General features: G+C 71.8%; 18 protein-coding genes and 1 pseudogene. 11 read left to right on the top strand and 8 right to left on the bottom strand.

Features of this window, described 5'->3' with window-relative positions; genetic code table 11:
* Positions 1-88 precede the first annotated feature (88 nt).
* The 3 genes from FJ657_RS15530 to FJ657_RS15520 are packed head-to-tail and all read left to right on the top strand — an operon-like array spanning position 89 to position 4,811.
* Complete coding sequence (locus FJ657_RS15530) at positions 89-1,411, top strand: MFS transporter (RefSeq protein WP_141164637.1); 1,323 nt, start codon at positions 89-91, stop codon at positions 1,409-1,411.
* On the top strand, positions 1,408-3,150 hold the full coding sequence (locus tag FJ657_RS15525) for an amidohydrolase (RefSeq protein WP_141164636.1): 1,743 nt from the start codon (positions 1,408-1,410) through the stop codon (positions 3,148-3,150). The genes FJ657_RS15530 and FJ657_RS15525 overlap by 4 nt, the downstream gene beginning before the upstream one ends.
* Complete coding sequence (locus tag FJ657_RS15520) at positions 3,147-4,811, top strand: thiamine pyrophosphate-binding protein (protein WP_141164635.1); 1,665 nt, start codon at positions 3,147-3,149, stop codon at positions 4,809-4,811. Before FJ657_RS15525 ends, FJ657_RS15520 begins: the two co-directional genes overlap by 4 nt.
* A 180-nt stretch (positions 4,812-4,991) precedes the next feature.
* Here FJ657_RS15520 and FJ657_RS15515 read toward each other — a convergent pair whose 3' ends face one another.
* A complete protein-coding gene (locus FJ657_RS15515; protein ID WP_255447383.1) occupies positions 4,992-5,939 on the bottom strand; it encodes a TolB family protein in 948 nt (315 codons plus the stop codon).
* An 86-nt stretch (positions 5,940-6,025) separates the two neighbouring features.
* On the opposite strand from FJ657_RS15515, the gene FJ657_RS17450 reads away from it, so the two are divergent.
* The 3 genes from FJ657_RS17450 to FJ657_RS15500 all read left to right on the top strand — a co-directional run bounded on the left by FJ657_RS17450 (position 6,026) and on the right by FJ657_RS15500 (position 10,698).
* Positions 6,026-9,229 carry an aminotransferase class III-fold pyridoxal phosphate-dependent enzyme gene (locus FJ657_RS17450; RefSeq protein WP_255447382.1) on the top strand — a complete coding sequence of 1,068 codons (3,204 nt, stop codon included), beginning with the start codon at positions 6,026-6,028 and terminating at the stop codon, positions 9,227-9,229.
* Between the two features lie 68 nt (positions 9,230-9,297).
* Positions 9,298-10,227: an aldo/keto reductase gene (locus FJ657_RS15505; protein ID WP_141164633.1), complete on the top strand. Its 930-nt coding sequence runs from the start codon at positions 9,298-9,300 to the stop codon at positions 10,225-10,227.
* Between the two features lie 111 nt (positions 10,228-10,338).
* Positions 10,339-10,698, top strand: coding sequence for a DUF5655 domain-containing protein (locus FJ657_RS15500; RefSeq protein WP_141164632.1), 360 nt, complete (start codon positions 10,339-10,341; stop codon positions 10,696-10,698).
* A 36-nt stretch (positions 10,699-10,734) separates the two neighbouring features.
* Here the strand turns inward: FJ657_RS15500 and FJ657_RS15495 are convergent, their stop codons facing one another.
* Entirely contained in the window at positions 10,735-11,379 is a 645-nt protein-coding gene (locus tag FJ657_RS15495) for an MBL fold metallo-hydrolase (protein ID WP_141164631.1), read from the bottom strand.
* 56 nt (positions 11,380-11,435) lie between these two features.
* Between FJ657_RS15495 and FJ657_RS15490 the strand changes: the two genes are divergently transcribed.
* Positions 11,436-11,912, top strand: coding sequence for a MarR family winged helix-turn-helix transcriptional regulator (locus tag FJ657_RS15490; protein WP_141164630.1), 477 nt, complete (start codon positions 11,436-11,438; stop codon positions 11,910-11,912).
* Positions 11,913-11,966: 54 nt separating this feature from the next.
* On the opposite strand, the gene FJ657_RS15485 is transcribed toward FJ657_RS15490, so the two are convergent.
* Both FJ657_RS15485 and FJ657_RS15480 read right to left on the bottom strand, forming a co-directional pair.
* Positions 11,967-13,373 (bottom strand): APC family permease, encoded by a 1,407-nt coding sequence (locus FJ657_RS15485; protein ID WP_181409007.1) that lies wholly within the window; start codon positions 13,371-13,373, stop codon positions 11,967-11,969.
* 52 nt (positions 13,374-13,425) lie between these two features.
* Entirely contained in the window at positions 13,426-15,132 is a 1,707-nt protein-coding gene (locus FJ657_RS15480) for an amidohydrolase (protein ID WP_181409006.1), read from the bottom strand.
* 70 nt (positions 15,133-15,202) lie between these two features.
* On the opposite strand from FJ657_RS15480, the gene FJ657_RS15475 reads away from it, so the two are divergent.
* Entirely contained in the window at positions 15,203-15,814 is a 612-nt protein-coding gene (locus tag FJ657_RS15475) for a TetR family transcriptional regulator (protein ID WP_141164627.1), read from the top strand.
* 5 nt (positions 15,815-15,819) lie between these two features.
* On the opposite strand, the gene xylB is transcribed toward FJ657_RS15475, so the two are convergent.
* Positions 15,820-17,244, bottom strand: a complete 1,425-nt coding sequence (xylB, locus tag FJ657_RS15470) for a xylulokinase (RefSeq protein WP_141164626.1) — start codon at positions 17,242-17,244, stop codon at positions 15,820-15,822.
* A gap of 369 nt (positions 17,245-17,613) precedes the next feature.
* Here xylB and FJ657_RS15465 point away from each other — a divergent pair.
* From FJ657_RS15465 to FJ657_RS15455, 3 genes and pseudogenes are all read left to right on the top strand, one after another.
* Positions 17,614-18,207 (top strand): annotated as a pseudogene (locus tag FJ657_RS15465) (Gfo/Idh/MocA family protein); the annotation flags it as partial.
* 82 nt (positions 18,208-18,289) lie between these two features.
* Positions 18,290-19,066, top strand: a complete 777-nt coding sequence (locus FJ657_RS15460; protein ID WP_141164624.1) for a VOC family protein — start codon at positions 18,290-18,292, stop codon at positions 19,064-19,066.
* Between the two features lie 102 nt (positions 19,067-19,168).
* Positions 19,169-19,561 carry an ACT domain-containing protein gene (locus FJ657_RS15455; protein WP_141164623.1) on the top strand — a complete coding sequence of 131 codons (393 nt, stop codon included), beginning with the start codon at positions 19,169-19,171 and terminating at the stop codon, positions 19,559-19,561.
* A 162-nt stretch (positions 19,562-19,723) separates the two neighbouring features.
* Here FJ657_RS15455 and FJ657_RS15450 read toward each other — a convergent pair whose 3' ends face one another.
* The 3 genes from FJ657_RS15450 to uidB form a co-directional block, all read right to left on the bottom strand.
* A complete protein-coding gene (locus FJ657_RS15450) occupies positions 19,724-20,257 on the bottom strand; it encodes a gluconokinase (RefSeq protein ID WP_255447381.1) in 534 nt (177 codons plus the stop codon).
* A gap of 122 nt (positions 20,258-20,379) precedes the next feature.
* Positions 20,380-21,627 (bottom strand): D-mannonate dehydratase ManD, encoded by a 1,248-nt coding sequence (gene manD, locus FJ657_RS15445; protein WP_141164622.1) that lies wholly within the window; start codon positions 21,625-21,627, stop codon positions 20,380-20,382.
* Positions 21,624-23,138, bottom strand: coding sequence for a glucuronide transporter (gene uidB / locus FJ657_RS15440; RefSeq protein ID WP_141164621.1), 1,515 nt, complete (start codon positions 23,136-23,138; stop codon positions 21,624-21,626). The genes manD and uidB overlap by 4 nt, the downstream gene beginning before the upstream one ends.

Here is a 23,138-nt window from a genome sequence, read left to right as displayed (position 1 = left end):
TCGTCGTGCCGAAGATCTGCGCTTGATCCGCGGCGGGCATCGCTCCTAGTCTCCGACGCATCCCGGCACCAACCGCAAAGGAGCGGTCATGACCACCGACCACCGACGAGCCCGCCGCGCGGGCATCGCGGCCTTCGTCGGCACCACCATCGAGTGGTACGACTTCTACGTCTACGCGACCGCCGCGGCGCTCGTGTTCGGCCCGCTGTTCTTCCCGAGCGACGACCCGCTCGCCGAGACCGCCGCGGCCTTCGCCACCTTCGCCGTCGCCTTCCTCGTGCGCCCGATCGGCGGCATCCTCTTCGGCCACATCGGCGACAAGCTCGGGCGCCGCGTCTCGCTCGTCATCACCCTGCTGCTGATGGGCGCCTCGACCGTGCTCGTCGGCTGCCTGCCGACCTATGAGAACGTCGGAATCGCCGCGCCCATCCTGCTGATCGTGCTGCGTGCCGTGCAGGGCCTCGCCGTCGGCGGCGAATGGGGCGGCGCCGTGCTGATGAGCGTCGAGCACGCGCCCGCCAAGTCGAAGACCTTCTACGGCGGATTCACGCAGCTCGGCAACCCGGCCGGCGCGCTGCTGGCCTCGGGCATCTTCGCGATCATGGCACGCGGCGGCGACGACTTCATCCGCGACGGCGGATGGCGCATCCCGTTCATCCTGTCGATCGTGCTGATCGGCGTGGGCCTCTGGGTGCGCTGGCGCGTCGAGGAGTCGCCGGTGTTCACCGAGAAGGTCGAAGGCCGCCAGCAGTCGACCCCGCTCGCCTTCGCGCTCAAGGTCAACTGGCTGCCGATCCTGCTCGGCATCGGCCTGCTGCCGATCTCGACCGGCGGCTACTACCTCGCCACCACCTTCGCGACCGCCTACGCGACCGGCGACAGTGTGGGCTTCAGCGAGTCGTTCATCCTCGACGCCATGACCGTCGCGTCGTTCATCGAGTTCCTGGTGACGCTGCCGATCGCCTGGCTGGGCGACAAGTGGGGTCGCAAGACCATCATGTACATCGGCCTGATCACCTCGGTGCTGACCTTCGCGCCGTTCCTGCTGCTGATGCCAGGGCGCATCGAGCCGCTCGTCTTCCTGCTCGCCTCGCTCGTGCGCATCGCGATGAGCGCGACCTACGCGCCGATCGCGGCGATCCTCGCCGGCATGTTCCGCCCGCAGGCGCGCTACACGTCGATCGCGCTCTCCTACGGCGTCGGAGCGGCGCTCTGGGCCGGGTTCTCGCCCTGGTTCGCGACGCAGCTGGTCGGCTGGACCGGCAGCGTCTGGGCCGTCGTCGGCATGTTCGTCGGCATGGCCGCGATCGCCGCCGTCTGCACCCGCTTCGCACCGCAGCACTCCGACGAGGCGCCCGTCACCGCCTCCCTGACCCCGCGCACCGACACCACGACGAACGAGCTGGCATGAGACGACTGGCCCCCTTCGACCGACCCGAGCAGACCCGCGCGCAGCTGGTCACCGCGCGTGCGGTGCACACGGTCGACGCGAGCGACACGACCGCGACGGCGCTGCTCTTCGACGCCGGACGGCTGCTCGCCGTGGGCGACCTCGCCCAGTGCGAGCAGGAGGCGCGACGGCGCGGGCTCGACCCCGAGCGCATCGACCTGGGCGACCGTGTCGTGGTGCCCGGCTTCGTCGACCCGCACGCGCATCCGCTCATGTACGGGCAGATGATGACCTGGGTCGACTGCGGGCCCGAGAAGGCCGGCAGCATCCCGGAGATCGTCGCCCTGCTCTCGGCCGCCGCGCACGCGGCCCCCGCCGGGCGCCCCGTGCGCGGCTACGGCTACGAGCAGCGCAACCTGACCGAGAAGCGCCACCCCACGCGCTTCGAGCTGGATGCGGTGGCGAGCGATCGCGAGGTCTACCTGATGAACGCCTCCGGCCACGGCGGCGTCGTCAACTCGCACACCCTCGAGCTCAACGGCATCGACCGCGACACCCCCGATCCCGACGGCGGAGCGTTCTTCCGCGACGCCGACGGCGAGCTCACCGGCGAGCTGTCGGACGCCGCCTGCAACATCCTCACCGGACTGCACGGGGTCAAGATCGGCCACCACGGCCCGAACTTCCACCTCGCCGACGAGCCCGACGAGCACTTGCGCCAGCTCGACGCGGCCACCCGACGGTTCCTCGCCGGGGGCGTCACCGCGATCGGCGACGCCCAGGTCACCCGCCGCGAGTTCGACATGTACCTCCGACTCGCCGAGGCGGGGCGACTGCCGCTGCGCGTGTCGATGTACCTGCTCTCGCACCTGCTCGACGAGGCGCTCGAGATGGGTCTCGTCGGCCAGTTCGGCAACGCGCATCTGAGCTTCGCCGGCATCAAGTTCTACGCCGACGGCACGCTCGGCGGCTGGACCGCGTACTTCCCCGACGGCTATGTCGGCGATCCCTGCCGCACCGGCCAGCTGTACCACGAACCCGCCGCCTACACGGAGCTGATCCGCAAGGCGCACGCCGCCGGGCTGCAGACCGCGACCCACGCCCAGTCACCCGACGCGATCGAGATGGTCGTTTCCGCGATCGAGACGGCGCTCGCCGAGCACCCGGACGCCGACGCCCGGCACCGCATCGAGCACTGCGGCCTGCCGACGTCGCAGCAGATCGAGCGGATGGCGGCCAGCGGCATCCGTCCCGTCAACCAGACCCAGCACTACTACAACTGGGGCGAGGGCGTCGAAGAGGCGATCGGCACCCCCGGCGAGCGCTTCAACCCGCTCGGCGAGTTCCTCGCGGCCGGCGTGCCCGTGACGATCTCCTCCGACGCCCCGGTCGCCGAGCCGATCCCGCTCGAGGCGATCCAGGTGGCCGTCACCCGCGTCACCCGGCGCGGCCACAAGCTCGGACCGGATGCGCTGCGCATCACGGCACGCCAGGCACTGCGCGGGCACACGCTCGAGGGCGCGATCTCGCTCGGCCGCGAAGGCGATCTCGGTTCACTCGAGGTCGGCAAGTACGCCGATTTCGCCGTGCTGAGCGACGACCCGCTGGCGGTTCCCGCCGAGCGGATCGGGAGCATCCGGGTCGAGGAGACCTGGATCGCCGGAGTGCGACGGCACCGCGCGGACGGGGGACTCGGCGGACCCGACGCCGGAGCCGGCTCGAACGTTCTCGCCGGTGCGGCGGCAGGGTCAGTCGCATGAGCGCGACTCCCGACTACTCCGACACGACCGGGCGGGCGGTGCTCGAGACCATCCGCGCGTACGGCGTGACCGCGGTGTTCGGCATCCCCGGCACCCACAATCTCGAGCTCTACCGACCGCTCGCCGACCTCGGCATCCGCGTCGTCACGAGCCGGCACGAGCAGGGCGCCGGCTACGCGGCCGACGGATGGGCCCAGCAGACCGCATTGCCGGGCGTCGTCATCACGACCTCCGGGCCGGGACTGCAGAACGCGATGAGCGCGATCGGCACGGCGTTCTGCGAGTCGCGGCCGATGATCGTGATCTCGCCCGGCGTGGCCCGCGGGGCCGAGTTCGCCGACGTCGGAACCCTGCACGAGACGAAGGACGCCAGCGCCATGGCCGGCGCCGTCGCCGAGTGGTCGCGTCGCGTGCTCACCGCCGCGGAGGCGGTGCATGCGGTGCACGACGCCTTCGCGCTGTTCCGTTCGGGCCGTCCGCGGCCGGTGCACATCGAGATCCCGCTCGATCTGCTCGAAGCCCCCGCCGGGGTGCCCGCAGGGGACCGCGCCGCGCGCGCCGCACCGGCGGCCGTGAGCGGGGCCGAGCGGGATGTGCGCGCGGCGGCGGCGCTGATCGCGCGGGCCGACCGTCCCGTGATCGTCGCCGGCGGCGGTACCGCCTCCGCGGCCGCCGCGGTCGGGGTGACCGCCCTCGCCGAACGCCTCGGCGCCCCGGTCGTGACGACTCTGAACGGCAAGGCGGTGCTCGACGAGCACCATCCGCTCTCGCTCGGATCCAACCTCCGGCTGGCGGCCGCGCGCGACGCCGCCGAGGGCGCCGACGTGCTGATCGTCATCGGCTCCAAGCTCGGCGAGGCCGAGCTCTGGGCGCCGGCACTGCGACCCCGCGGATCAGTCGTGCGCATCGACATCTCCGCGGGCCAGCTGCACAAGAACCTCCCCGCGACGGTCGGCGTGCTGGGGGATGCCGCAGCGGTGCTCGCGCGGCTGGACGAGGCGCTGACCGCCGAGCTCGACGCGCCCGAGCTCGGTCGCGATCCGGGTTCGAGCTCGTCGACAAGTCCGTCGAACTGGACCCGCGACGAGCTCGACGCCCTGCGCGAGCGGATCGCCGCCGAGACCCACGAGGCCCTGCCCGCGACGGCGGAGCTGGCCGGGCACATCGCGGCGGCCCTGCCGGACGACACGATCGTCGCGGGCGACTCGTCGCAGATCGTCTACCTCGCGCTGGCGAACGTCCTGCGCCAGTCGCAGCCGCACTCCCTGCTGTATACGCCCACCTACGCGACGCTCGGCTACGGACTGCCGGCCGCGATCGGCGCGCGAGTCGCTCAGACGGAGCGCCCGGTCGTCACGGTCATCGGCGACGGCGCGCTGATGTTCTGCGTCAACGAGCTCGTCACCGCCGTCGAGCAGCGCCTCGACCTCACGATCGTCTGCGTCGACAACGGCGGCTACGCCGAGATCCGCCAGAACGAGATCGACCGCGGCATCGCGCCCGTCGGCGTCGACCTGGTGCAGCCGGATTGGGTCGCCCTCGCGAACGCGTTCGGAGCGACCGGCCGCCGGGCGGCGTCGGCCGCCGAGCTCGGCCCGGCGATCGCCGATGCGATCACGGCTGGCGGCGTGCAGCTCGTCCACGTGCGGCAGGACGGCTGAGCGGCCAGCGCCTGAGCGGCTCAGCACCTGAGCGGCTGAGCGGCTGAGCGCCGACGCTCTCGAGCGTGCCGCCGCACCACCGCCCTGACCAGCATCAACCCGACGGAGTCGAACTCGGTGATGAGCCCGACGCGACCGTCGATGATCGCAGCGCCTCGCACGGCCGGCGAGCCTGCCCGGTCATGCGCAGGGATAGCTGACGTAGGCGAAGCGACCGGAGTCGGGCGCCCAGCTGGGCACGTTGATCGTGCCCTGTCCGCCCGGCAGCGGGATGCGCGCGAGCGGCGTCGACCAGTCGGCGGTGTCGACGACGACCAGCGTGACCTCGAGGTCGGCGGGATGCCCGGTCGTGCCCGGCGGGAACTCGAGGTAGACGGCGTGCCGGCCGTCGGGCGCGAGGTGCGGGAACCAGTCGACGGTGTCGGTGGCGAGCAGCCGTTCGACGTCGTCGGGGCCGACGGGGTGGGCTTCGTCGCCGGCGGCGTTCGCCCGTGCGAGCGGGTCGGGGATGCGTGCCAGCTGCGCGTGGCCCGGTCGCCTCGCCCACCGCTCGGAGTTGAAGGAGATCCACGCACCGTCGGGCGACCACTCGGGGCCGTCGAGGTGGCCGGGGCCGGTGTCGACGATCGTGGTGCCGCCGCCGGCGCCGTCGCCCCTGCCGCCCGGCTCGCTCGCGACGATCGCGAGGCGTCCCGGCTCGCTGAAGTCGCGCATCCGCACGAAGGCCAGCCGCTCACCGTCGGGGCTCACCCCGTGCAGGAAGTGGTGCACGCCCGGCTCGCTCGTCACGCGCTCGGCCCGGCCGCCCGCGATCGGGGCGCGGTGGATGTGCCCGTCGTCGGCCGAGAGGAAGATCGCGCCGCCGCGCGGGTCGAGCACGTGGTCGTTGTTGATCGGCGGCAGGTTCTCGTGCGCGATCCGCTGCGCCGTCGACCCCGGCTCGGGCATCAGCGACCACAGCACCCCGTCGCCGTTGAGCAGCAGGACCCCGCCGTCGGCCTCCCCCGCCCAGTTGGGCGCCTCGAACAGCACCTCGCGACTCTCGTGCACCACCGCATCCGCCCCGCTCGCGATGTCGTGGACATGGATGCGCGCGACCTGACCCGGCGCGAGACGACGTGGGCTCACGCCCGCCAGCGTAGGCCGCGTCGATGTCGCACGCCGGTGCACGCCGCGGCTTCCGCGCATCCGACGCGAGACGCCAGGATGGGCGCATGAGCGCGCCCCTCTTCGACTACTTCGAGCACGTCGAGCTGGCCACCCCGACGATTCCGGCTGAGGAAGCGGAGCGGCTGCTGCGCAGCGAGTTCGGGCTGGATGCGCGGGCCGAGTCGCTCGGCAGCCAGCAGGACCAGAACTTCCTGGTGTGGCCGAGCGACGCGGCCGGAGCCGGTGCCGGTGCGCAGCCGCTCGGCGTGCTCAAGCTCAGCAATCCGGTGTTCAGCGATGCCGAGATCGAGCTGCAGACCCTCGCCGCCGAGAGGGTCGCGACTGCGGCGCCCGAGCTGCGCATCCCCCGGCTCGTGCACGGTCCGGACGGCGCGTGCTCCGGCTGGTGGGAGACGAGCCAGGGCCGGCTCAACGCCCGCGTGATCGAGTTCGTCGCCGGGTCGACGCTCACCGGATCCGGGTACCTGAACCCGCGCACCGCCGCCCGCATGGGCGAGCTCGCCGCCCGCGTGCAGCTCGCGCTCGCCGACGTCGAGCACCCCGCCTCCGCGCGCGTGCTGCAGTGGGATCTGCGCCACGCGACCCGCGTGATCGACACCCTCGCGCCGGCCGAGCCCGACGAGGCCGTGCGCGCCGAGGTGCTCGCCGCCACCCGCGACGCCGCCGCCGCGCTCGCGCCACTCGCCGACCGGCTTCCTCGCCAGCTCGGCCACTTCGACGTGACCGACGACAACATCCTGCGACCGGATGCGCCGGGCTCCCTGCCCGACGCGATCATCGACTTCGGCGACGTGCTCGACTCGTGGTCGGTCGGCGAGCTCGCCACGACCGTGTCGTCGCTGCTGCACCACGACGGCGCGACGCCGCTGTCGGCGCTGCCGGCGATCCGGGCGTTCCACGCGCTGCGTCCGCTCAGCCCCGACGAGGCGGATGCGCTCTGGCCGCTCGTCGTGCTGCGCGGCGCCGTGCTCGTGCTGAGCGGACGCGCGCAGGTGCGCCTCGACGACGACAACGCCTACGCGAGCGGGGCGCTCGACCGCGAGCACCGCATCCTCACGCAGGCGCTGTCGGTGCCGCTGCCGGTCATGGCGCGCACGATCCGGCACGCGCTCGGGCTGCCGCTCGCGCCGGCGCCCGGCTGGCCCGCCGCCGAGCTCTTCTCGCTCGTGCCGCCTGGCGAGGCCGTCGTCATGCTGGATGCCGGCACCACGAGCGAGGTCAACGACCGCGGCGCGTTCACGCACGAGGGCGCGCTGCTGCGCGGGATCGCGGCGGCGGTGCGCGGCGGACGAGCGGATGCGGCGAGCGCGGTCGGATCGTCGGGCGGCATGAGCGGCGGTGCCACGGGCGACGCGAGTGCGATCAGTGCAAGCGCCCGCGCCAGCACCGTCGGCGCCGTGATCGTCCCGGCCGGTCGGCCGCGTCTCGCCGGGGCGCCGCTGCGCACGCCGGCCTCCCCCGCCACGGCGCCGACGGGCGCCCACCTCTGGCTGAGCCGCAACCTCGTGCTGCGCGACCTGCCGGCGCACATCTCCGCCCGCGCCGTTCCCGGCGCCGTCGAGCTGACGACCGGCGGGGTGACGCTGTCGCTCGCGAGCGCGCCGCTCGGAGCGTCGCCCGATCACGTCGGCGTCGACCGGGAAGCCGGCCCCCGCGCAACGTCCCCGGCGTCCTCGCCCGACTCCTCCGACGCCGACGCCACCGCGGACTCCCCGATCGGCTCCCCCGTCATCACCGGCTCCGGCGAGGCCGCGCCCGTCGCCGCCGACGACCTCGTCGTGCCCGGCGGTGAGGTCACCGCGACGCTGCGCTGGGCGGACGCGCCCGCATCCATCCCGCAGCTCGTCGAGCCCGGCTACCTCGTCGGCTGGGGCGCCCTCGTCGGGGACCCGACGACCGCCTTCGCGCTCGCCGAGCCCGTGCGGGCTCGACTCGACGAGCTCGCCGCCGCGTCGGCATCCGCCCGCGACGCCGCGACCCTCGACCGGCGCGAGCGCGTGCTGGCCGAGGTGCAGGAGCACTACTACGCGCGCCCGCCGCAGATCGAGCGCGGCTGGCGCGAGCTGCTGGTCGACACCGACGCCCGCGTCTACCTCGACATGGTCAACAACGTGACCTCGGTCGGGCACGCGCATCCGCGCATCACCGACGCCGCGAGCCGGCAGTTCGAGCTGCTCAACACGAACTCGCGCTTCAACTACGGCGCGATCGTCGAGTACGGCGAGCGCGTCGCGGCCCTGCTGCCTGACGAGCTCGACACGGTGTTCTTCGTCAACTCGGGCTCGGAGGCGACCGACCTCGCGATCCGCCTCGCGATGGCCGCGACCGGACGCCGCGACGTGATCGCGATGCGCGAGGCCTACCACGGCTGGACCTACGCGAGCGATGCCGTCTCGACCTCGATCGCCGACAACCCGAACGCGCTCGCGACGCGGCCTTCGTGGGTGCATACCGTCGACGCAGCGAACAGCTTCCGCGGAACGCACCGCGGCGCCGACGCCGCCCGCTACGCGCCCGAGGCCGTGGAGCGCATCCGCCAGATCGCCGCATCCGGTCACGCCCCGGCCGGATTCATCGCCGAGACCTACTTCGGCAACGCGGGCGGCGTCGCCCTGCCCGACGGGTACCTGCGCGAGGTCTACGCGGCCGTGCGGGAGCTCGGCGGGCTGGCGATCGCCGATGAGGTGCAGGTCGGATTCGGCCGCCTCGGCGAGTGGTTCTGGGGCTTCGAGCAGCAGGATGTCGTGCCCGACATCGTCGCCGTCGCCAAGTCGGTCGGCAACGGGCATCCCATCGGCATCGTCGTCACGTCGAAGGCCGTCGCCGACCGCTACCGCACCGGCGGCTACTTCTTCTCGTCGACGGGCGGATCGCCGGTGTCGTCGGTGATCGGGATGACCGTGCTCGACATCATCCAGGCCGAGGGGCTACAGGAGAACGCCCGGGTCGTCGGCGCCCATCTCGCCGCACGCCTGCACGCGCTCGCCTCGACGCACGAGATCGTCGGCCCCGTGCACGGCTCGGGCCTCTACCTCGGGCTCGAGTTCGTGCGCTCGCGCGAGACCCTCGAGCCCGCCACCGAGGAGACGGCCGCGATCTGCGACCGCCTGCTCGAGCTCGGCGTCATCATGCAGCCGACCGGCGACTTCCAGAACGTGCTCAAGATCAAGCCGCCGCTCTGCCTCACCGTCGACTCAGCCGACTACTTCGTCGACATGCTCGACCGGGCGCTGACGACGGGCTGGTGAGCGCCGCCGAACTGGCGAGAACCTCCGAGCCCCGGCGGCGGCGGGCACCGGGCCGACAGGATGGGCGCATGAAGACCCTCGACCTGCCCAACCTGGCCCAGCCGGCATCCACCGTCGTGCTCGGCCTCATGCGCATCAGCGAGCTCGACGACGAGCAGATCCGCACGCTGGTGCGCACCGCCCTCGACAACGGCATCAACATGCTCGACCACGCCGACATCTACGGCAGCTCGCGCCACCAGTGCGAGCAGCGCTTCGGCGACGCGGGCGCGGTGAGCGCCGCGGATCGCGAGAAGGTGATCATCCAGAGCAAGGTCGGAATCCGGCCCGGGATGTTCGACTTCTCGCGCGAGCACATCCTCACCACCGTCGACGAGTCGCTCGCCGCGCTGAAGACCGACTACCTCGACTCGCTGCTGCTGCACCGCCCCGACACCCTCGTCGAGCCCGACGAGGTCGCCGCGGCCTTCGACACGCTCAAGCAGAGCGGAAAGGTGCGCAGCTTCGGCGTCTCGAACCACACCCCGCTGCAGATCGACCTGCTGAAGCGCTCGCTGAACGTCTCGCTCGACTACAACCAGGTGCAGCTGAGCATCACGCACGCGCCGATCATCGCGTCGGGCATCGCCGCGAACATGGTGAAGCTCGACCAGTCGATCGACCGCGACAACGGGATGCTCGATCACGCCCGCCTGAACGACATCACCCTGCAGGCGTGGTCGCCGTTCCAGAAGGGCTTCTTCGACGGCGTCTTCATCGGCGACCGCGAGAACTACTCCGAGCTCAACGACGCGCTCGACGAGATCGCGGCCGCGCACGGCGTGACGCCGACCGGAATCGCCGTCGCCTGGATCACCCGCCACCCGGCGAACATCCAGACCGTGCTCGGCACGACCAACCCGGGTCGGGTGATCGAGTCGGCCGCCGGCGGCGGCGTCGACCTGAGCCGCGAGGAGTGGTACCGCCTCTTCACCGCGGCGGGTCACACGCTCCCCTGACCCGCCGTCGCTGCGAGATGGTCCGGATTCGTGCCTTCGCGTCGGTATCGCGACGTCATACCGACTCGGAGGCACGAACTCCCCTCGACACATGAGCGACAGGAGCAGACGATGGCCGACGGCACCTGGAGTGGGCTGACCCGCGGGCTCGACGACGAGGACCTCGCGAAGCTCACCGCGTTCCGCGACTTCTGCCGCTCGCTCGACGGGGTCGAGGAGCGCATCCACTCGGCGGATGTGACCTACGCCCGCCGGCGCTCCTTCGCCTCCGCGTACATCAAGAGCCACTACCTCGAGCTCGGAGTCGAGCTGCTGCGCGAGGTCGACGACCCGGCGCCGCGCACCGCCTTCGCCACGACGAAGAAGATCACGATGCATCGCTACTCGCTGCGCGAGCTCGACCAGTTCGACGACCGCATCCGCGAGCTGATCCGCGAGGCCGCCGACACAGTGGGCGGCGGCACGCGCTGAGCCGTCGCGCCGCGGAGACGACCGCTGACCGCCGGCTCAGAGCGTGATGCTCTGCCCGTCGGCGAGGGTGACGAGCTCGATGCCGGTGAGCTGCTGCGCGAACTGGGCGAAGGAGCCCTTGCCGGCGTCGCTGAGCATGAGGTCGTGGATCTGGATGGCGCGCACCGGCTTGACCGCGCGCACGAAGTCGACGAGCTCGCCGAGCTTCGCCCACGGTCCGGAGGTCGGCGCAAGCAGCGTCGTGACCGGCGCCGACGGCACGAAGTACGCGTCGCCCGGGTGGTAGACGTCGCCGGCGATGAGGTAGCCGACGTTGCTCATCTCGGGGATGTCGGAGTGGATGACGGCGTGCGTTCCGCCGACGACCTCGACCGGGAATCCGGCGGCGTCGAAGCTGTCGCCCGCACCGACGGCGGTGACGCGATCGGAGTGAGCGCCCGCCGCGGTGAGCTCGGCGGCGACGTTCGCGGGCGCCCAGACGCGCAGCTCGGGCTGGGCGGCGAGGGCCGCGGTGAGGATGCCGGCGTCGTAGTGGTCGGGGTGGTCGTGCGTGATCAGCACGGCGGTCGTCGCGGCGACGAGCTCGGCGGAGTTCGGGGTGTAGGAGCCGGGGTCGATCACGAGGCTGCGGTCCGCGTTGCTCAGCACGATGGTGGCGTGGGTGTGCTTGGTGAGTTCCATGGCTCGCACTATATACAGTCTGACTGTATAAATGACGCGTGCGGCAGGATGAGCGGATGACCGAGCGAGCGGAGGCGGGCGACTCACAGCGCGCCGGCGACTTCACCCTCGACCAGGCCGACGCGTTCCGGGCCTCGATCGGCGAGAGCGTGCGCGCGATCCGCCGCACCGAGTCGACGCCCGACGGTCAGATCGAGGCGCTCGGCTTCCTCGAACGCGACGGTCCCCAGAGCATCGCGACGCTCGCCCGCCGACGCCGAGTGCGCCACCAGACGATGAGCGCCACCGTCGCCGACCTCGAGAAGCAGGGCCTCGTGACGCGCTCCCCCGACCCGGCGGACGCGCGCGGGGTGCTGATCATGACCACCCCGGCGGGCTCGGCGACGATCGTCGAGCTGCGCCGCCGTCGCTCCACCGAGCTGCACGAGGCCGCCCACGCGGTGCTCTCACCCGAGGAGCGCGCCGCGCTCGTCACCGCGACCGCGGCGCTCGGCAAGCTCGCGGCAGTGCTGCACGACGGCGCGGACGGCTGAGGCCGGCTCCGCAGCCTGAGGGCGCATCCCGCGGAACGTCGGCACCACCGCCAATCAGCCGCGCGCCGCGTCGCGCTCCGTCATGTCCAGCGCACCGGTCTCGTCCAGATCGATCGGGGTGGGCGGAACCCGGAATCCCTTCGAGCGGATCGCGATGTAGATCACGCCGAGCACCAGCCAGGCGAGGCCGAGCAGCTTGGCGTCCATGTCGATGCCGAACCAGAGCACGACGCTGATGATCACGCCGATGCCGGGCAGCACGAGATTGCGCACGACATCCGCCCCCTGCCGCTGACGACCGCGGATGAAGTAGTGGCTGATCGCCGAGTAGTTCACGAAGACGAAGCCGGTGATCGCGCCGAAGCTGATCAGCGACGCCGCGCCGAAGAGGTCGTCGGCGTAGAAGATCGCCGTCAGCGACACGGCCGAGGTGATGAGGATGTTGAACACCGGCGTCTGGAAGCGCGGGCTCAGCCGGCCGAAGACGCGCCGCGGCAGCACGCCGTCGCGTCCCATGCCGTAGAGGATGCGCGACACCGCGGCGAGCGCCGCCATCGCGCAGACGAGGCTCGAGGCGTTGTCGACGATGAGGAACGGGACCTTGATCCACTCGATCCCCGTGTGCTGGAACAGCTCGAGGATGCCGACGTTCGGGTCTTTCATGTCGCGATAGGCGGTCGGCCAGGCGAGGTTCATGACGTACGAGATGACCGAGAACCCGACGCCCGCTCCGACGCTGACCAGCATCACCGCTCGAGGGACGGTCTTGCGTGGCTCGACCGTCTCCTCGGCGAAGGTCGACACGGCATCGAACCCGAGGAACGACGTCGCCAGCACCGCGGCACCGCCGAGCACCTTGCCGAAGTCGAAGGTGTCGGGGTTGACGACGGCACGCGAGTCGAACAGCCCGAGCGGACCGCTCACCTGGGCGACGACGACCGCGAGCACGACCGCGAGCACCAGGCTGAACGCGACCTGCGCCACGACGACGACCGAGTTCACCCGACCGGCCGCGCGCACGCCGATGATGTTGAACACCGCGACGAACGCCGCGGCGGCGATGACCCAGACGGCGACCGGGATCATCGGCAGCACGTCGTGCATGTAGATGCCGAGCAGGAGGTAGCAGATCATCGGCAGCAGCAGGTAGTCGATCAGCATGACCCAGCCGGTGAAGAACCCCACCCACGGGTTCACCGAGCGCTGCACGTAGGTGTAGGCCGAGCCGGCGCGCGGGTAGGCCTTGACCATGCGGGAGTAGCTGTAGGCGGTGAAGAACATCGCGATCGTGGTGATGACGAAGGCGAGCGCCTGCATGCCGCCGGTCTTCTCGGTCGTCACCCCGAACTGGTCGAAGACGACGGTCGGCGCGAGGTAGGCGATGCCGAAGACCACCAGCAGCCGCAGGGTCAGCACTCGTCGCAGCTTCGGGGCCGGGCGCCCCTGCTCCACTGTCGTCATGTGCTCGTGCCTCCTTGCATGTTCACCTCGGACGCCCCGGTCGGGACGCCCGTCAGTCCCGTCCTGGCAGAGCGCCGGCGACGACGCGGCCTTCGAAGAGCACCGCATCCACCCGCAGCGCGGCGAGCGCCGCCGGGTCGACCGCGACCGGGTCGTCGGCGAGCACGGTCAGGTTCGCGACTTTGCCGACCTCGATCGAGCCGACCCGGTCGTCGATGCGCAGCTGCTTCGCCGCGTCGATCGTGTAGCCCTTGAGCAGCAGCTCGACAGGGAGCACGGCGTCCGGATGCGGGCGCACACCACCCGGGTAGCGTTCGCCGTCGAGCGGATACTCGGGGTCGACGCGCGTCGCGGCGACCTGCATGCCGAACAGCGGCGCGCCCCGGTGCAGTTCGTACTTCGTGACGACGTCGCTCGCGAAGGTCAGCGTCGTGCCGGCGGCGGCGATCTCGCCGAAGCGGTACATGCGGTTCCAGCGCTCGTCGCCGAGGTGAGTGCGCGCCTCCTCGCCGAAGTAGCCGCCCGACCAGTGCGGGGTCCAGTTCACGATGATGCCGAGCTCGGCCGGGCGTGCCATGTCGGCCGGGTCGACGAGCTCGCAGTGAGCCAGGGCGACCTGGATGCGCCACTCCGTGCCGTCGCCCGCGCACCGCTGGCGCGCGGCGGCGACCGCGTCGCAGGCCGAGCGGAAGGCGCGGTCGCCGACCAGGTGGATGTGCGCATCCACGTCGGCGGCGTTGGCGATCAGCAGGCACTCGGTGAGCTCGCGGTCGTCGAAGGCGATCTGACCGAAGGCGCCGCCGGCATCCGCGCCCTCGAGCGGACTCAGCACGGCGCTGTTGCCGCTCTCGTTGGTGCCGTCGTAGAACAGCTTGAGCGTGCGCACCCGCACCCGCTCGCTGCCGTAGCGCGCCTGCCAGGTCTTCAGACGGTCGATCACCTCGGGCAGGTCGCTGCGGTTGATGAACCGCAGGGCCCCCTCGTAGACCATGTTCAGCTCGCCGCGGCGGTCGAGCTCGGCGACGGAGGCGAGCGACTGCTCGTCGTCGATGAAGGCCTCGAAGAGAGACGTGACCCCGCTCTCGGTCATGAAGCCGAAGAACTCGGCGACGCGCTCGGGCGTGACCTGCTCGGGCGGACGCCAGCCGATCGCCTCGTACATCGGCTCGAGGAAGTGCCGGTAGACCTGCTCGCGGGCGACTCCGGTCGGCTCGCCGTCGGCGTCGCGCACGAACATCTCGAGGCCGGGGACCGGATCGGGTGTGTCACGCGTGACGCCCATGAGCTCGAGCATGCGGCTGTTGAGCCAGTGCTCGTGGTCGCTGAAGTCCTGCAGCAGCACGGGCCGGTCGCTGACGGCGGTGTCGAGCAGCTGCCGCGTCGGCTCGTCGTCGCCGAAGGCCGTGCTCGGGTAGTACTCGAAGTAGAGGAACGGCGCCTCCTCCTTCGGATGGGCGACGGCGTAGTCGCGTACGAAGGCGAGGATCTCGTCGACGTTCTCGGTCCAGGGCAGGCGCACATGCCAGAGGCTCTTGGCGACCATCCCGGGATGCGCGTGCGCGTCGATCAGGCCGGGTACGACGGTGCGCCCGTCGAGGTCGACGATCTCGTGACCGGAGGCAGCGGCAGCGGCGGATCCCGACGCCTCCCAGTCAGCACGGGTGCCGACGAAGACGATCCGGTCGCCCTCGATCACGACGGTGTCGGCGAGCGGCAGGGCGGCATCCGAGGTGCGCACCAGGGCGTTCGTCAGGATCATGCGGGCCAAGTTAGTCATTCGTGACTAGAAAGCGCAATGGTCGTGTTTGAATCGTGCCGAGGAGGTGCCCGTGGCCCAGCCATCCCGCTCGCTCGAGCGACGTCGGCAGATCATCGCCGCGACCGTCCAGTGCATGGCTGCCGACGGCGTCGGCGGCACGACCCTCGCGCGGATCGCCGAGACCGCCGGAATGGCCCGCGGTCACATGCGCCATTTCGCCGGCAATCGTGAAGCCCTGCTGACCGACGCCGCCCGGGTGTTCTACTTCGGCGAGACCGCCCTCGAGCAGCCCGACCTCGACGTCGCCGAACTCGAGCGGCGCGCGCCCCTCGTCCCCTCGGCCGCCGACACGACCGGCGCCCTCGACTACCTCTTCGGCGAGTTCGCGGAACCGGGCAGCGAGAACGCCGCCGCCAACGCGTTCATGGACGCCGGACGCACCATCCCCGACATCCACCGCATCGTCGTGACCGCCTACCGCGGGATGGAGCAGTCACTCACCCGGCTCCTGGAGCGCGAGCATCCGAAGAGCCCGGCCGCCGACTGCCGTCGCGTCGCGTACGGCGTGCTGACGATCGCCATGGGGCACAACCTGCTCAACGAGGTGGATGCGGCGGCCGAGCGCAGCGACGCCGCCCGCGCGGGTGCGCTGCGACTCATCGCCGAGCTGGACGCGGACTGACGCGCTCAGCGACGCTGCGCCGCGTACTGCTCGCGGATGACCGGGGCGTCGGCGGCCTCGACCGTGGTCGCGATCTCGGGCGACCACGACGGGCGCGTTCCGGTGAGGGCCCAGGCGGCCTGCGCCGCGGCGCCGGCCGCGACGTACTCCCCCGGGGTCGGCACGACGATCTGGCGCCCGAACACCTCGGCGGCGATCCGTGCGACGGCGGGGCTCTGCGCGGCACCGCCGATGAGCAGGATGCGCGACGCCTCCACGCCCTGCGCGAGCACGGCGTCGAGTCCCTCGGCGAGGCCGCACAGCATCCCCTCGATCGCCGCGCGCGCGAGGTTCTCGCGGGTCGTCGCGGCGAGCGTGAGGCCGAAGATGCTCGCCGTCGCGTCGGGCAGGTTCGGGGTGCGCTCGCCCTCGAACCACGGCTGCAGCACGAGGCCGCCCGCGCCGGGCTCGGCGGTCAGCGCGAGGCGGCCGAGCTCGGCGTGATCGACGCCGAGCACGCGGGCGACGGCGTCGAGCACGCGCGCCGCATTGAGGGTCGCGACGAGCGGCAGGAACGCGCCGGAGGCATCCGCGAAGCCCGCGACCGTTCCAGCCGTGTCGGTCACGACGGTCTCGGTGACGGCGAACACGGTCCCGGAGGTGCCGAGTGACACGACCACGTCGCCGGGGCGCGCGTCGAGGCCGAGCGCGGCACCCGCGTTGTCGCCCGCCCCCGGTCCGATCACGAGACCGGCCGGGATGCCCGGATGCGCGGCCGTCACGCCGGCCGACCCGTGCGGGGCGAGCACCCGCGGCAGCCGCGCCTCGTGGCCAAGGGCGGCGACCAGCAGGTCGCGGTCCCAGTCGTCGGAGGTCGGCGACCAGTATCCGGTTCCGCTCGCATCCGAACGGTCGGTCGCGAGCTCGGCGAGCCCGTCGCCGGAACCCGCGTCGCCGGAGGAACCCGCGCCGCCGAAGCCGCGCAGCCGCCAGCTCAGCCAGTCGTGCGGCAGCGCGACGGCGGCGACCCGAGCCGCGTTCTCGGGCTCCGCGTCGCGCAGCCAGCGCAGCTTCGTCGCCGTGAACGACGCCACCGGAACACTGCCGGTGCGCCGCGCGAGCTCGTCGGCGCCGAACTCGGCGATCAGGTCGGCTGCGGCTCTGGCGGAGCGGGTGTCGTTCCAGAGCAGGGCCGGGCGGATGACCGCGCCCGCCGCATCCAGCGCGACCATGCCGTGCTGCTGCGCGCCGACCGAGATCGCCGCGACGTCATCCAGGCCTCCGGCGTCGGCGACCGCCGCGAGCAGCGCCTCCCACCACGCCTCGGGATGCACCTCGGTGCCCTCGGGATGCGCGGCACGACCGGTGCGCACGACGGCGCCCGTCTCGGCGTCGCGCACGACGATCTTGCAGCTCTGGGTCGATGAGTCGACACCGGCGACGAGGGGCATCGGGCTCCTTTGCCTCGGGGATCCCGCTCGGGTGCGGAGACGGCGAAGCCGGCGACGGCCTCGCCTCGACCCTCCCACGCCGGACGCGCACCGCGCGAGGGCTGCGGAGGCCCGGGCGTGGGAACGCACGTGCCGACACCCGCGGCCGAAGGGCATCACGCATGGCAACCGCTTGCCATTCGGAGAGCTCCTTCGCTAGCGTGGGGTTGAAGCAGAGCGATATCAGGGCCCCGGACCATGGCAATCGATTGATCGGGATCCGACGAGACAGGACGACGATGCCCCCAGACGATCGCTCGGCCGCCGTGCGCCGGGGCGTCGCCATCGTCGGAGCCGGTGCGGTCGCCATGACCCGGCACGTGGGCGCAGGACGGCGGGGGCGCGCTCATGAACCAGGGCATCCACACGCTCGACCTGCTGGTCTGGATGCTCGGCCCCGCCCGTCGCGTGACGGCCCGCAGCGCGGTGCTCGCCCACGAGCGCATCGAGGTCGAGGACACGCTGACGGCGCTCGTCGAGTTCGGCTCGGGGGCGCTCGCGACCGTGCACGCCACGACCGCCGCGTATCCCGGCCTCGCCGCACGGCTGCAGATCATGGGCACGCGCGGCAGCGCGATCATCGAACACGGCGAGCTGCGCTGCCTGCACCTCGCCGGAGCGGGAACAGGCGACGACGGCCACGGCCTCGGCGCCACCGCGGCCGCCGGCGCCGAGGTCGGCGACATGGGCCTGCACGGCACCGCGAATCAGGTCGACGCGCCCGACCCCGAGCTCAGTCTCGACGCGACGGTGGATGCGTCGGGCCACGCCCGCCAGTACGCGGCGCTCGCCGACGACATCCGTCTCGGCCGCCGCCACCGCGTCACGATCGCCGACGCCGTCGCCACGCTGACCGTAATCGAGGCCATCTACCGCTCGGCCGCCACCGGGCGGCCGGTCGACATCGTCGGCCCCGCCGGCTGACCGACCGGTCCGGCACCGATCCACCCGGCACCGACACCCCACCACCGATCCACCCCATCAGCCGACTCGACGAGGAGCCACCGTGATCCACGAACTCAACCACCTCGGAATCGTGACCGCCGACCTCGACCGCTCGGTCGCCTTCTACGTCGACCTGCTCGGCGCGCGGCCGGTCTGGAGCGCCGAGGTCGCCGCCTCCGGGATGCGTATCGCCTATCTGCAGCTCGCTCAGGGCCTGGTCGAGCTGATCGAGTTCGCGGGCGACGCCGCACCCGCCGGGGCGAATCACCTCGGCTTCCTCAGCGACGACCTCGACGGCGATGTGGAGCGGCTGCGCTCGTCCGGCGCCGTCGTCACGGTCGAACCGAGGGCGACCGGATCGGGCGTCGGCCGTCAGGCCCTCGTGCTCGACCCCGATGGGGTGTGGATCGAGCTGCTGCAGCGCGACCTGCCGCTGCGCAGCGGGACGACGCCGCATCCGCACATCCACGCGATCGACCACGTCGCGCTGCAGGCCGACGATCACGACCGCTCGCTCGCGTTCTACCGCGACGGCCTCGGCATGGCGGTCGCCCGCCAGACCCCGATCCCGTCGCTCGACACGACGCTCACCTACCTGCACCACGGCGAGGATGTCGTCGAACTGCTGCCGAAGGTGCACGACGGCGCGCGACTGCACCACCTGGCCCTCGTCGTCGACGACGTGGACGCCGCGCTCGCCCGGCTCGTCGCCGACGGCGGTGAGCCGGACGGACCGTCGCGCCCGGCCGCCGGCGGGATCGGGCGAGTCGGCTCGGTGACCGACCCGAACGGCGTCGTGATCGAGTTCGTCGACCGGCCGCGGGTGCTCGAGGGCTGACGCGCGCGTCACCCGGCGGTCCGCCGCTGTGGCAGGCTGACTCTGCGCGATCGATCGCGGCGGGGCGTCTCCCCGCCTTCCGCGCGAGCGAGAGGGTCTTCGATGACCTCGCCCACCGTCCAGCTCGACGCACTCGAGAACGAGTTCACCATCACCCGGCTCGACGCCGCAGCGGCGATCCCGCCGCAGTTGCTCACGGCTGAGGGGATCGTGTCGATCACCCGCACAGAGCGCGAACTGTCGATCGTGACCTCGACTGCGATTGCGCCCGATGCCCCCGCCCACCGACGCGACGCCGGATGGGTCGGCTGGTACGTCTCGGGCGAGATCCCGTTCGGGCTGACCGGGGTCGTCGCGTCGCTCGTGCAACCACTCGCCGCGGCGTCGTGCCCCGTCTTCGTCGTGTCGACGTTCGACAGCGATCTGCTGCTCGTCCCCTCCGCCTCGCGAGACCTGGCCGAGGCGACGCTGCGCGACGCCGGGCACCGGCTCTAGACGCAGCCCCTCGCTCCGATACCGCCCCGCCGGCGACCGCGGCCCCCTCAGGCGTGCGGACGCCCGGCGGCGGGGCGGCGGTTCAGCGCCGCGGGCCGTCGATTCGTGCGAAATCGTCGGATTGGGCAGCCGAGAACGACGATTCGGCACGAATCGGCGAGCTCAGCGCGCGGCGAGCTCCGCGACGGCGCGCTCGACGAGCTCGGCGGGCGCGAGCGTCACGGGCAGCGTGATGCCGACCTCCCACGCGGCGAGCGGTTCGAGCGTCGCGAACTGGCTCGCCAGCAGCGTGGGCGGCATGAACTCGTGGTCGCGGTGCGAGAGCCGCTCGGCGACGAGCGCGGCGTCGCCGTCGAGACAGAGGAACGCGAGCTCGTCGTCGCTCGCGCGCAGCAGTTCGCGGTACCAGCGCTTGAGCGCCGAGCAGGCGACGACGATCGTGCGGCCGTCCTCCCGCGCCGACGCCAGACTCGCGCCGATCGCCTTCAGCCAGGGCACGCGATCCTCGTCGGTCAGCGGCTCGCCTCCGGCCATCTTCGCCTTATTGGCGGCGGGATGCAGGTCGTCGCCGTCGAGGAACTCGACGCCGATCCGCTCGGCCAGCAGCCGGCCGACGGTCGACTTGCCCGAGCCCTGCACGCCCATCACCACGATCGACGGCGCCGCGGGCGTTCCGGGTGTCGCGGGGTTCGTCATGTCAGCTCCTGACGGTCAGAGGTGTGGTGGATGGGCCGGCCGATTCGGCGCGATGCTCCTGAGTCGGGCGCGGGGCGCGGTCGAGCCGTCGGTGGTCCGCCCCGACCGCGCCGCGCATCCGCTCACCAGTTGTGCATCGACCCGTCGAGCAGGCGCGCGACTGGCAGGTACGCCGGGGCGTAGGCGTGCGCGGCGCCGACCGCGTCGTCGTAGTCGACACCGAGTCCGGGGGCTTCGCTGGGCTTCAGCATGCCGTCCTCGAACGTGTACGAGGGGCGGAACAGCTCGTGCGTCGCATCCGAGTGCTTCATGTACTCCTGGATGCCGAAGTTCGGGATCGCGATGCCGAGGTGGATGGCCGCGGCGAGCCCGACCGGCGAGACGTCGGTGGGTCCGTGCACGCCCGACTTGATCTGGTAGACCGACGCGTAGTCGAAGATGCGGCGCAGCGCGGTGATGCCGCCCGCGTGCGTGACGGGGCTGCGCACGTAGTCGATGAGCTGCTCTTCGAAGAGGTCCTTGTAGTCGAAGATCGAGTTGAAGACCTCGCCGATCGCGAGCGGCGTGGTGGTGTGCTCGCGCACGCGGCGCAGCACGGCCTGGTTCTCGGCCGGGGTCACGTCTTCGAGCCAGAACAGGTCGTAGGGCTCGAGCAGCTTGCCGACCTTCGCCGCCTCAATCGGGGTGAGACGGTGGTGGGCATCGTGCAGCAGGGGCATCTCGGGCCCGAACTCGTTGCGCACCGCTTCGAAGACGGTCGGGATATGGCGGATGTACGCCCGCGTGTCCCACGACTCCTCGACGGGGCGCTCGCCGGGACGGGCGGGCTCGTGATCGTAGCGCGTGGTGACGCCCATGCCGCCCTGCGCGGCGTTCGCGCTCGACGCGACGCCGTACACACTCGGCAGGCCCGGCACGCCGGTCTGCACGCGGATGGCGCGGTAGCCCTCCTCCTGGTGGTGCCGGATCGAGTCGAACAGCTCGGGCAGGTCGGCGCCGGACGCGTGGCCGTAGCAGAGCAGCCCCTCGCGGCTGCGGCCGCCGAGCAGCTGGTAGAGCGGCAGGCCCGCGACCTTCGCCTTGATGTCCCAGAGGGCGGTGTCGACGGCGGCGATCGCGGCCATCGTGATGGGTCCGCGACGCCAGTAGGCACCCCGGTAGAGGTACTGCCAGGTGTCTTCGATGCGGTGCGCATCCAGGCCGATCAGCAGCGGGACGACGTGGTCGGCGAGGTACGACGCGGCGGCGAGCTCGCGGCCGTTGACGGTCGCGTCGCCGAGGCCGGTGACCCCGGTGTCGGTGGTGATGCGCAGGGTGACGAAGTTGCGGCCGGGGCTGGAGACCAGCACCTCGGCGGATTCGATCTTCACGAGCGGGACTCCTTGCTGGGGTTGGCGGGCGTGCCGGCCGGGGCCGACGAGGTGGATGCGTCGGAGGCGCCGAGCGCGGTGACGTTCGCGTCGTCGGATCCGGCGACGAACGCGGCGGTCGAGAGCGACGGGTCGCTGACGCCCCCGCGCTCGTCGATCTCGGCGACGATCTCGCGGTGGCGGGCGTCGGTGAGCGGGTAGAAGAACATGATGATGAAGGCGAGGATGCCGGCGACGGCGGGGATGGCGCCCACGGCGAAGCGGATGGCCACTTCGGCGCCTTCGCTCTGCTGCGCGGCGCCGGCGGCGTAGCCGCCGATGGCGAGCGCGTAGGCCGCGAGCGCACCGCCGACCGCCTGACCGGTCTTGCGGGTGAAGGAGAAGACCGCGTAGATGATCCCCTCGCCGCGCACGCCGGTCTTCCACTGGCCGTACTCGACCGTGTCGGCCTCGAGGGCCCACAGCAGCATGCCGACGAAGGAGACGCCGAGCGTCGAGATGAGCAGTCCGATGAAGCCGGTCACGCCGGCCGAGGCGGGCGAGAAGAAGGCGACGGCGCCACCGGTGATGACGATCACCGCGCCGAGGAGGAAGGCCGTGCGCTTGCCGAGGCGGCGCACGATCGTCGGCATGATGACGCCGAGGCCGAGGGTGCCGCCGATCTGCACGACGGCGATCACCGGGTAGAGGCCGATGGCGTGCAGCACGTCGCGCAGGTAGTAGAGCTGCACGCTGCTCATGGCGAGCATCCCGGTCAGGAAGACGAAGGAGGCGGCGCAGAGCAGGCCGAGCGGCACGTTGCTCTTGATGACCGCGAAGCTCTGCTTGGTGCTGATGCGGGCGACGTCGCGGCGCACCGTCTCCTTCGCCGTGAAGAAGGTGAAGAGATAGAGCGAGAAGCCGACGACGATGAAGCCGAGCGTCATGAAGGTGAAGATCGACTGCAGGTCGTTGTCGGGCGTGATGAGCGGGGCGATCGCCACGCCGAGGAAGGCGCCGACGACGGCCGCGCCGATCGTGCGGGCGCTCGAGAGCTTGGCGCGCTCCTTGGAGGTCTGCGTGATCGCGCCGGCGAGCGAGCCGTAGGGGATGTTGACGAGGCTGTAGGCCAGGCCGAGCGCCGCGTAGGTGAGGTAGGCGTAGATCAGCATGCCGGTCTCGCCGATCTGCGGCACGTTGAAGGTGAGGAAGCTCAGCACGAGCAGCGGCAGCGAGCCGAACAGCAGGAACGGACGGAACTTGCCGAAGCGCTTCGAGAAGGTGCGGTCGACGATGCGGCCGGCGAAGACGTCGGCGAAGGCGTCGAAGACGCGCACGACGAGCAGCAGGGTTCCGGCGGCGGCCGCGCCGATTCCGGCGACGTCGGTGTAGTAGACGAGCAGGAACATCGTCGCGGTCGTGAAGGCGAGGTTGTTCGCGGCATCGCCGGCGCCGTAGCCGGCGAGCGTGAGAGCGCTGAGCCGGCGGGGAGCGGCCTGCCCGGTGGCGGCCTGCTCGGTCGTGGTGGTCAT

Source organism: Schumannella soli (genome assembly GCF_006517435.1).
Classification (GTDB): Bacteria; Actinomycetota; Actinomycetes; order Actinomycetales; family Microbacteriaceae; genus Schumannella; species Schumannella soli.
The sequence above is the reverse complement of the archived record's forward strand: the minus strand, read 5'-3'. Positions and strand labels throughout refer to the sequence as shown.

Coding starts and splice junctions, on each gene's coding strand:
- FJ657_RS15525 (WP_141164636.1), top strand. CDS start 1,408: ATGAGACGACTGGCCCCCTTCGACCGACCCGAGCAGACCCGCGCGCAG.
- FJ657_RS15450 (WP_255447381.1), bottom strand. CDS start 20,257: ATGACGAACCCCGCGACACCCGGAACGCCCGCGGCGCCGTCGATCGTG.
- FJ657_RS15480 (WP_181409006.1), bottom strand. CDS start 15,132: ATGATCCTGACGAACGCCCTGGTGCGCACCTCGGATGCCGCCCTGCCG.
- FJ657_RS15490 (WP_141164630.1), top strand. CDS start 11,436: ATGACCGAGCGAGCGGAGGCGGGCGACTCACAGCGCGCCGGCGACTTC.
- FJ657_RS17450 (WP_255447382.1), top strand. CDS start 6,026: ATGAGCGCGCCCCTCTTCGACTACTTCGAGCACGTCGAGCTGGCCACC.
- FJ657_RS15455 (WP_141164623.1), top strand. CDS start 19,169: ATGACCTCGCCCACCGTCCAGCTCGACGCACTCGAGAACGAGTTCACC.
- FJ657_RS15505 (WP_141164633.1), top strand. CDS start 9,298: ATGAAGACCCTCGACCTGCCCAACCTGGCCCAGCCGGCATCCACCGTC.
- FJ657_RS15495 (WP_141164631.1), bottom strand. CDS start 11,379: ATGGAACTCACCAAGCACACCCACGCCACCATCGTGCTGAGCAACGCG.
- uidB (WP_141164621.1), bottom strand. CDS start 23,138: ATGACCACCACGACCGAGCAGGCCGCCACCGGGCAGGCCGCTCCCCGC.
- FJ657_RS15530 (WP_141164637.1), top strand. CDS start 89: ATGACCACCGACCACCGACGAGCCCGCCGCGCGGGCATCGCGGCCTTC.
- xylB (WP_141164626.1), bottom strand. CDS start 17,244: ATGCCCCTCGTCGCCGGTGTCGACTCATCGACCCAGAGCTGCAAGATC.
- FJ657_RS15500 (WP_141164632.1), top strand. CDS start 10,339: ATGGCCGACGGCACCTGGAGTGGGCTGACCCGCGGGCTCGACGACGAG.
- FJ657_RS15520 (WP_141164635.1), top strand. CDS start 3,147: ATGAGCGCGACTCCCGACTACTCCGACACGACCGGGCGGGCGGTGCTC.
- FJ657_RS15485 (WP_181409007.1), bottom strand. CDS start 13,373: ATGACGACAGTGGAGCAGGGGCGCCCGGCCCCGAAGCTGCGACGAGTG.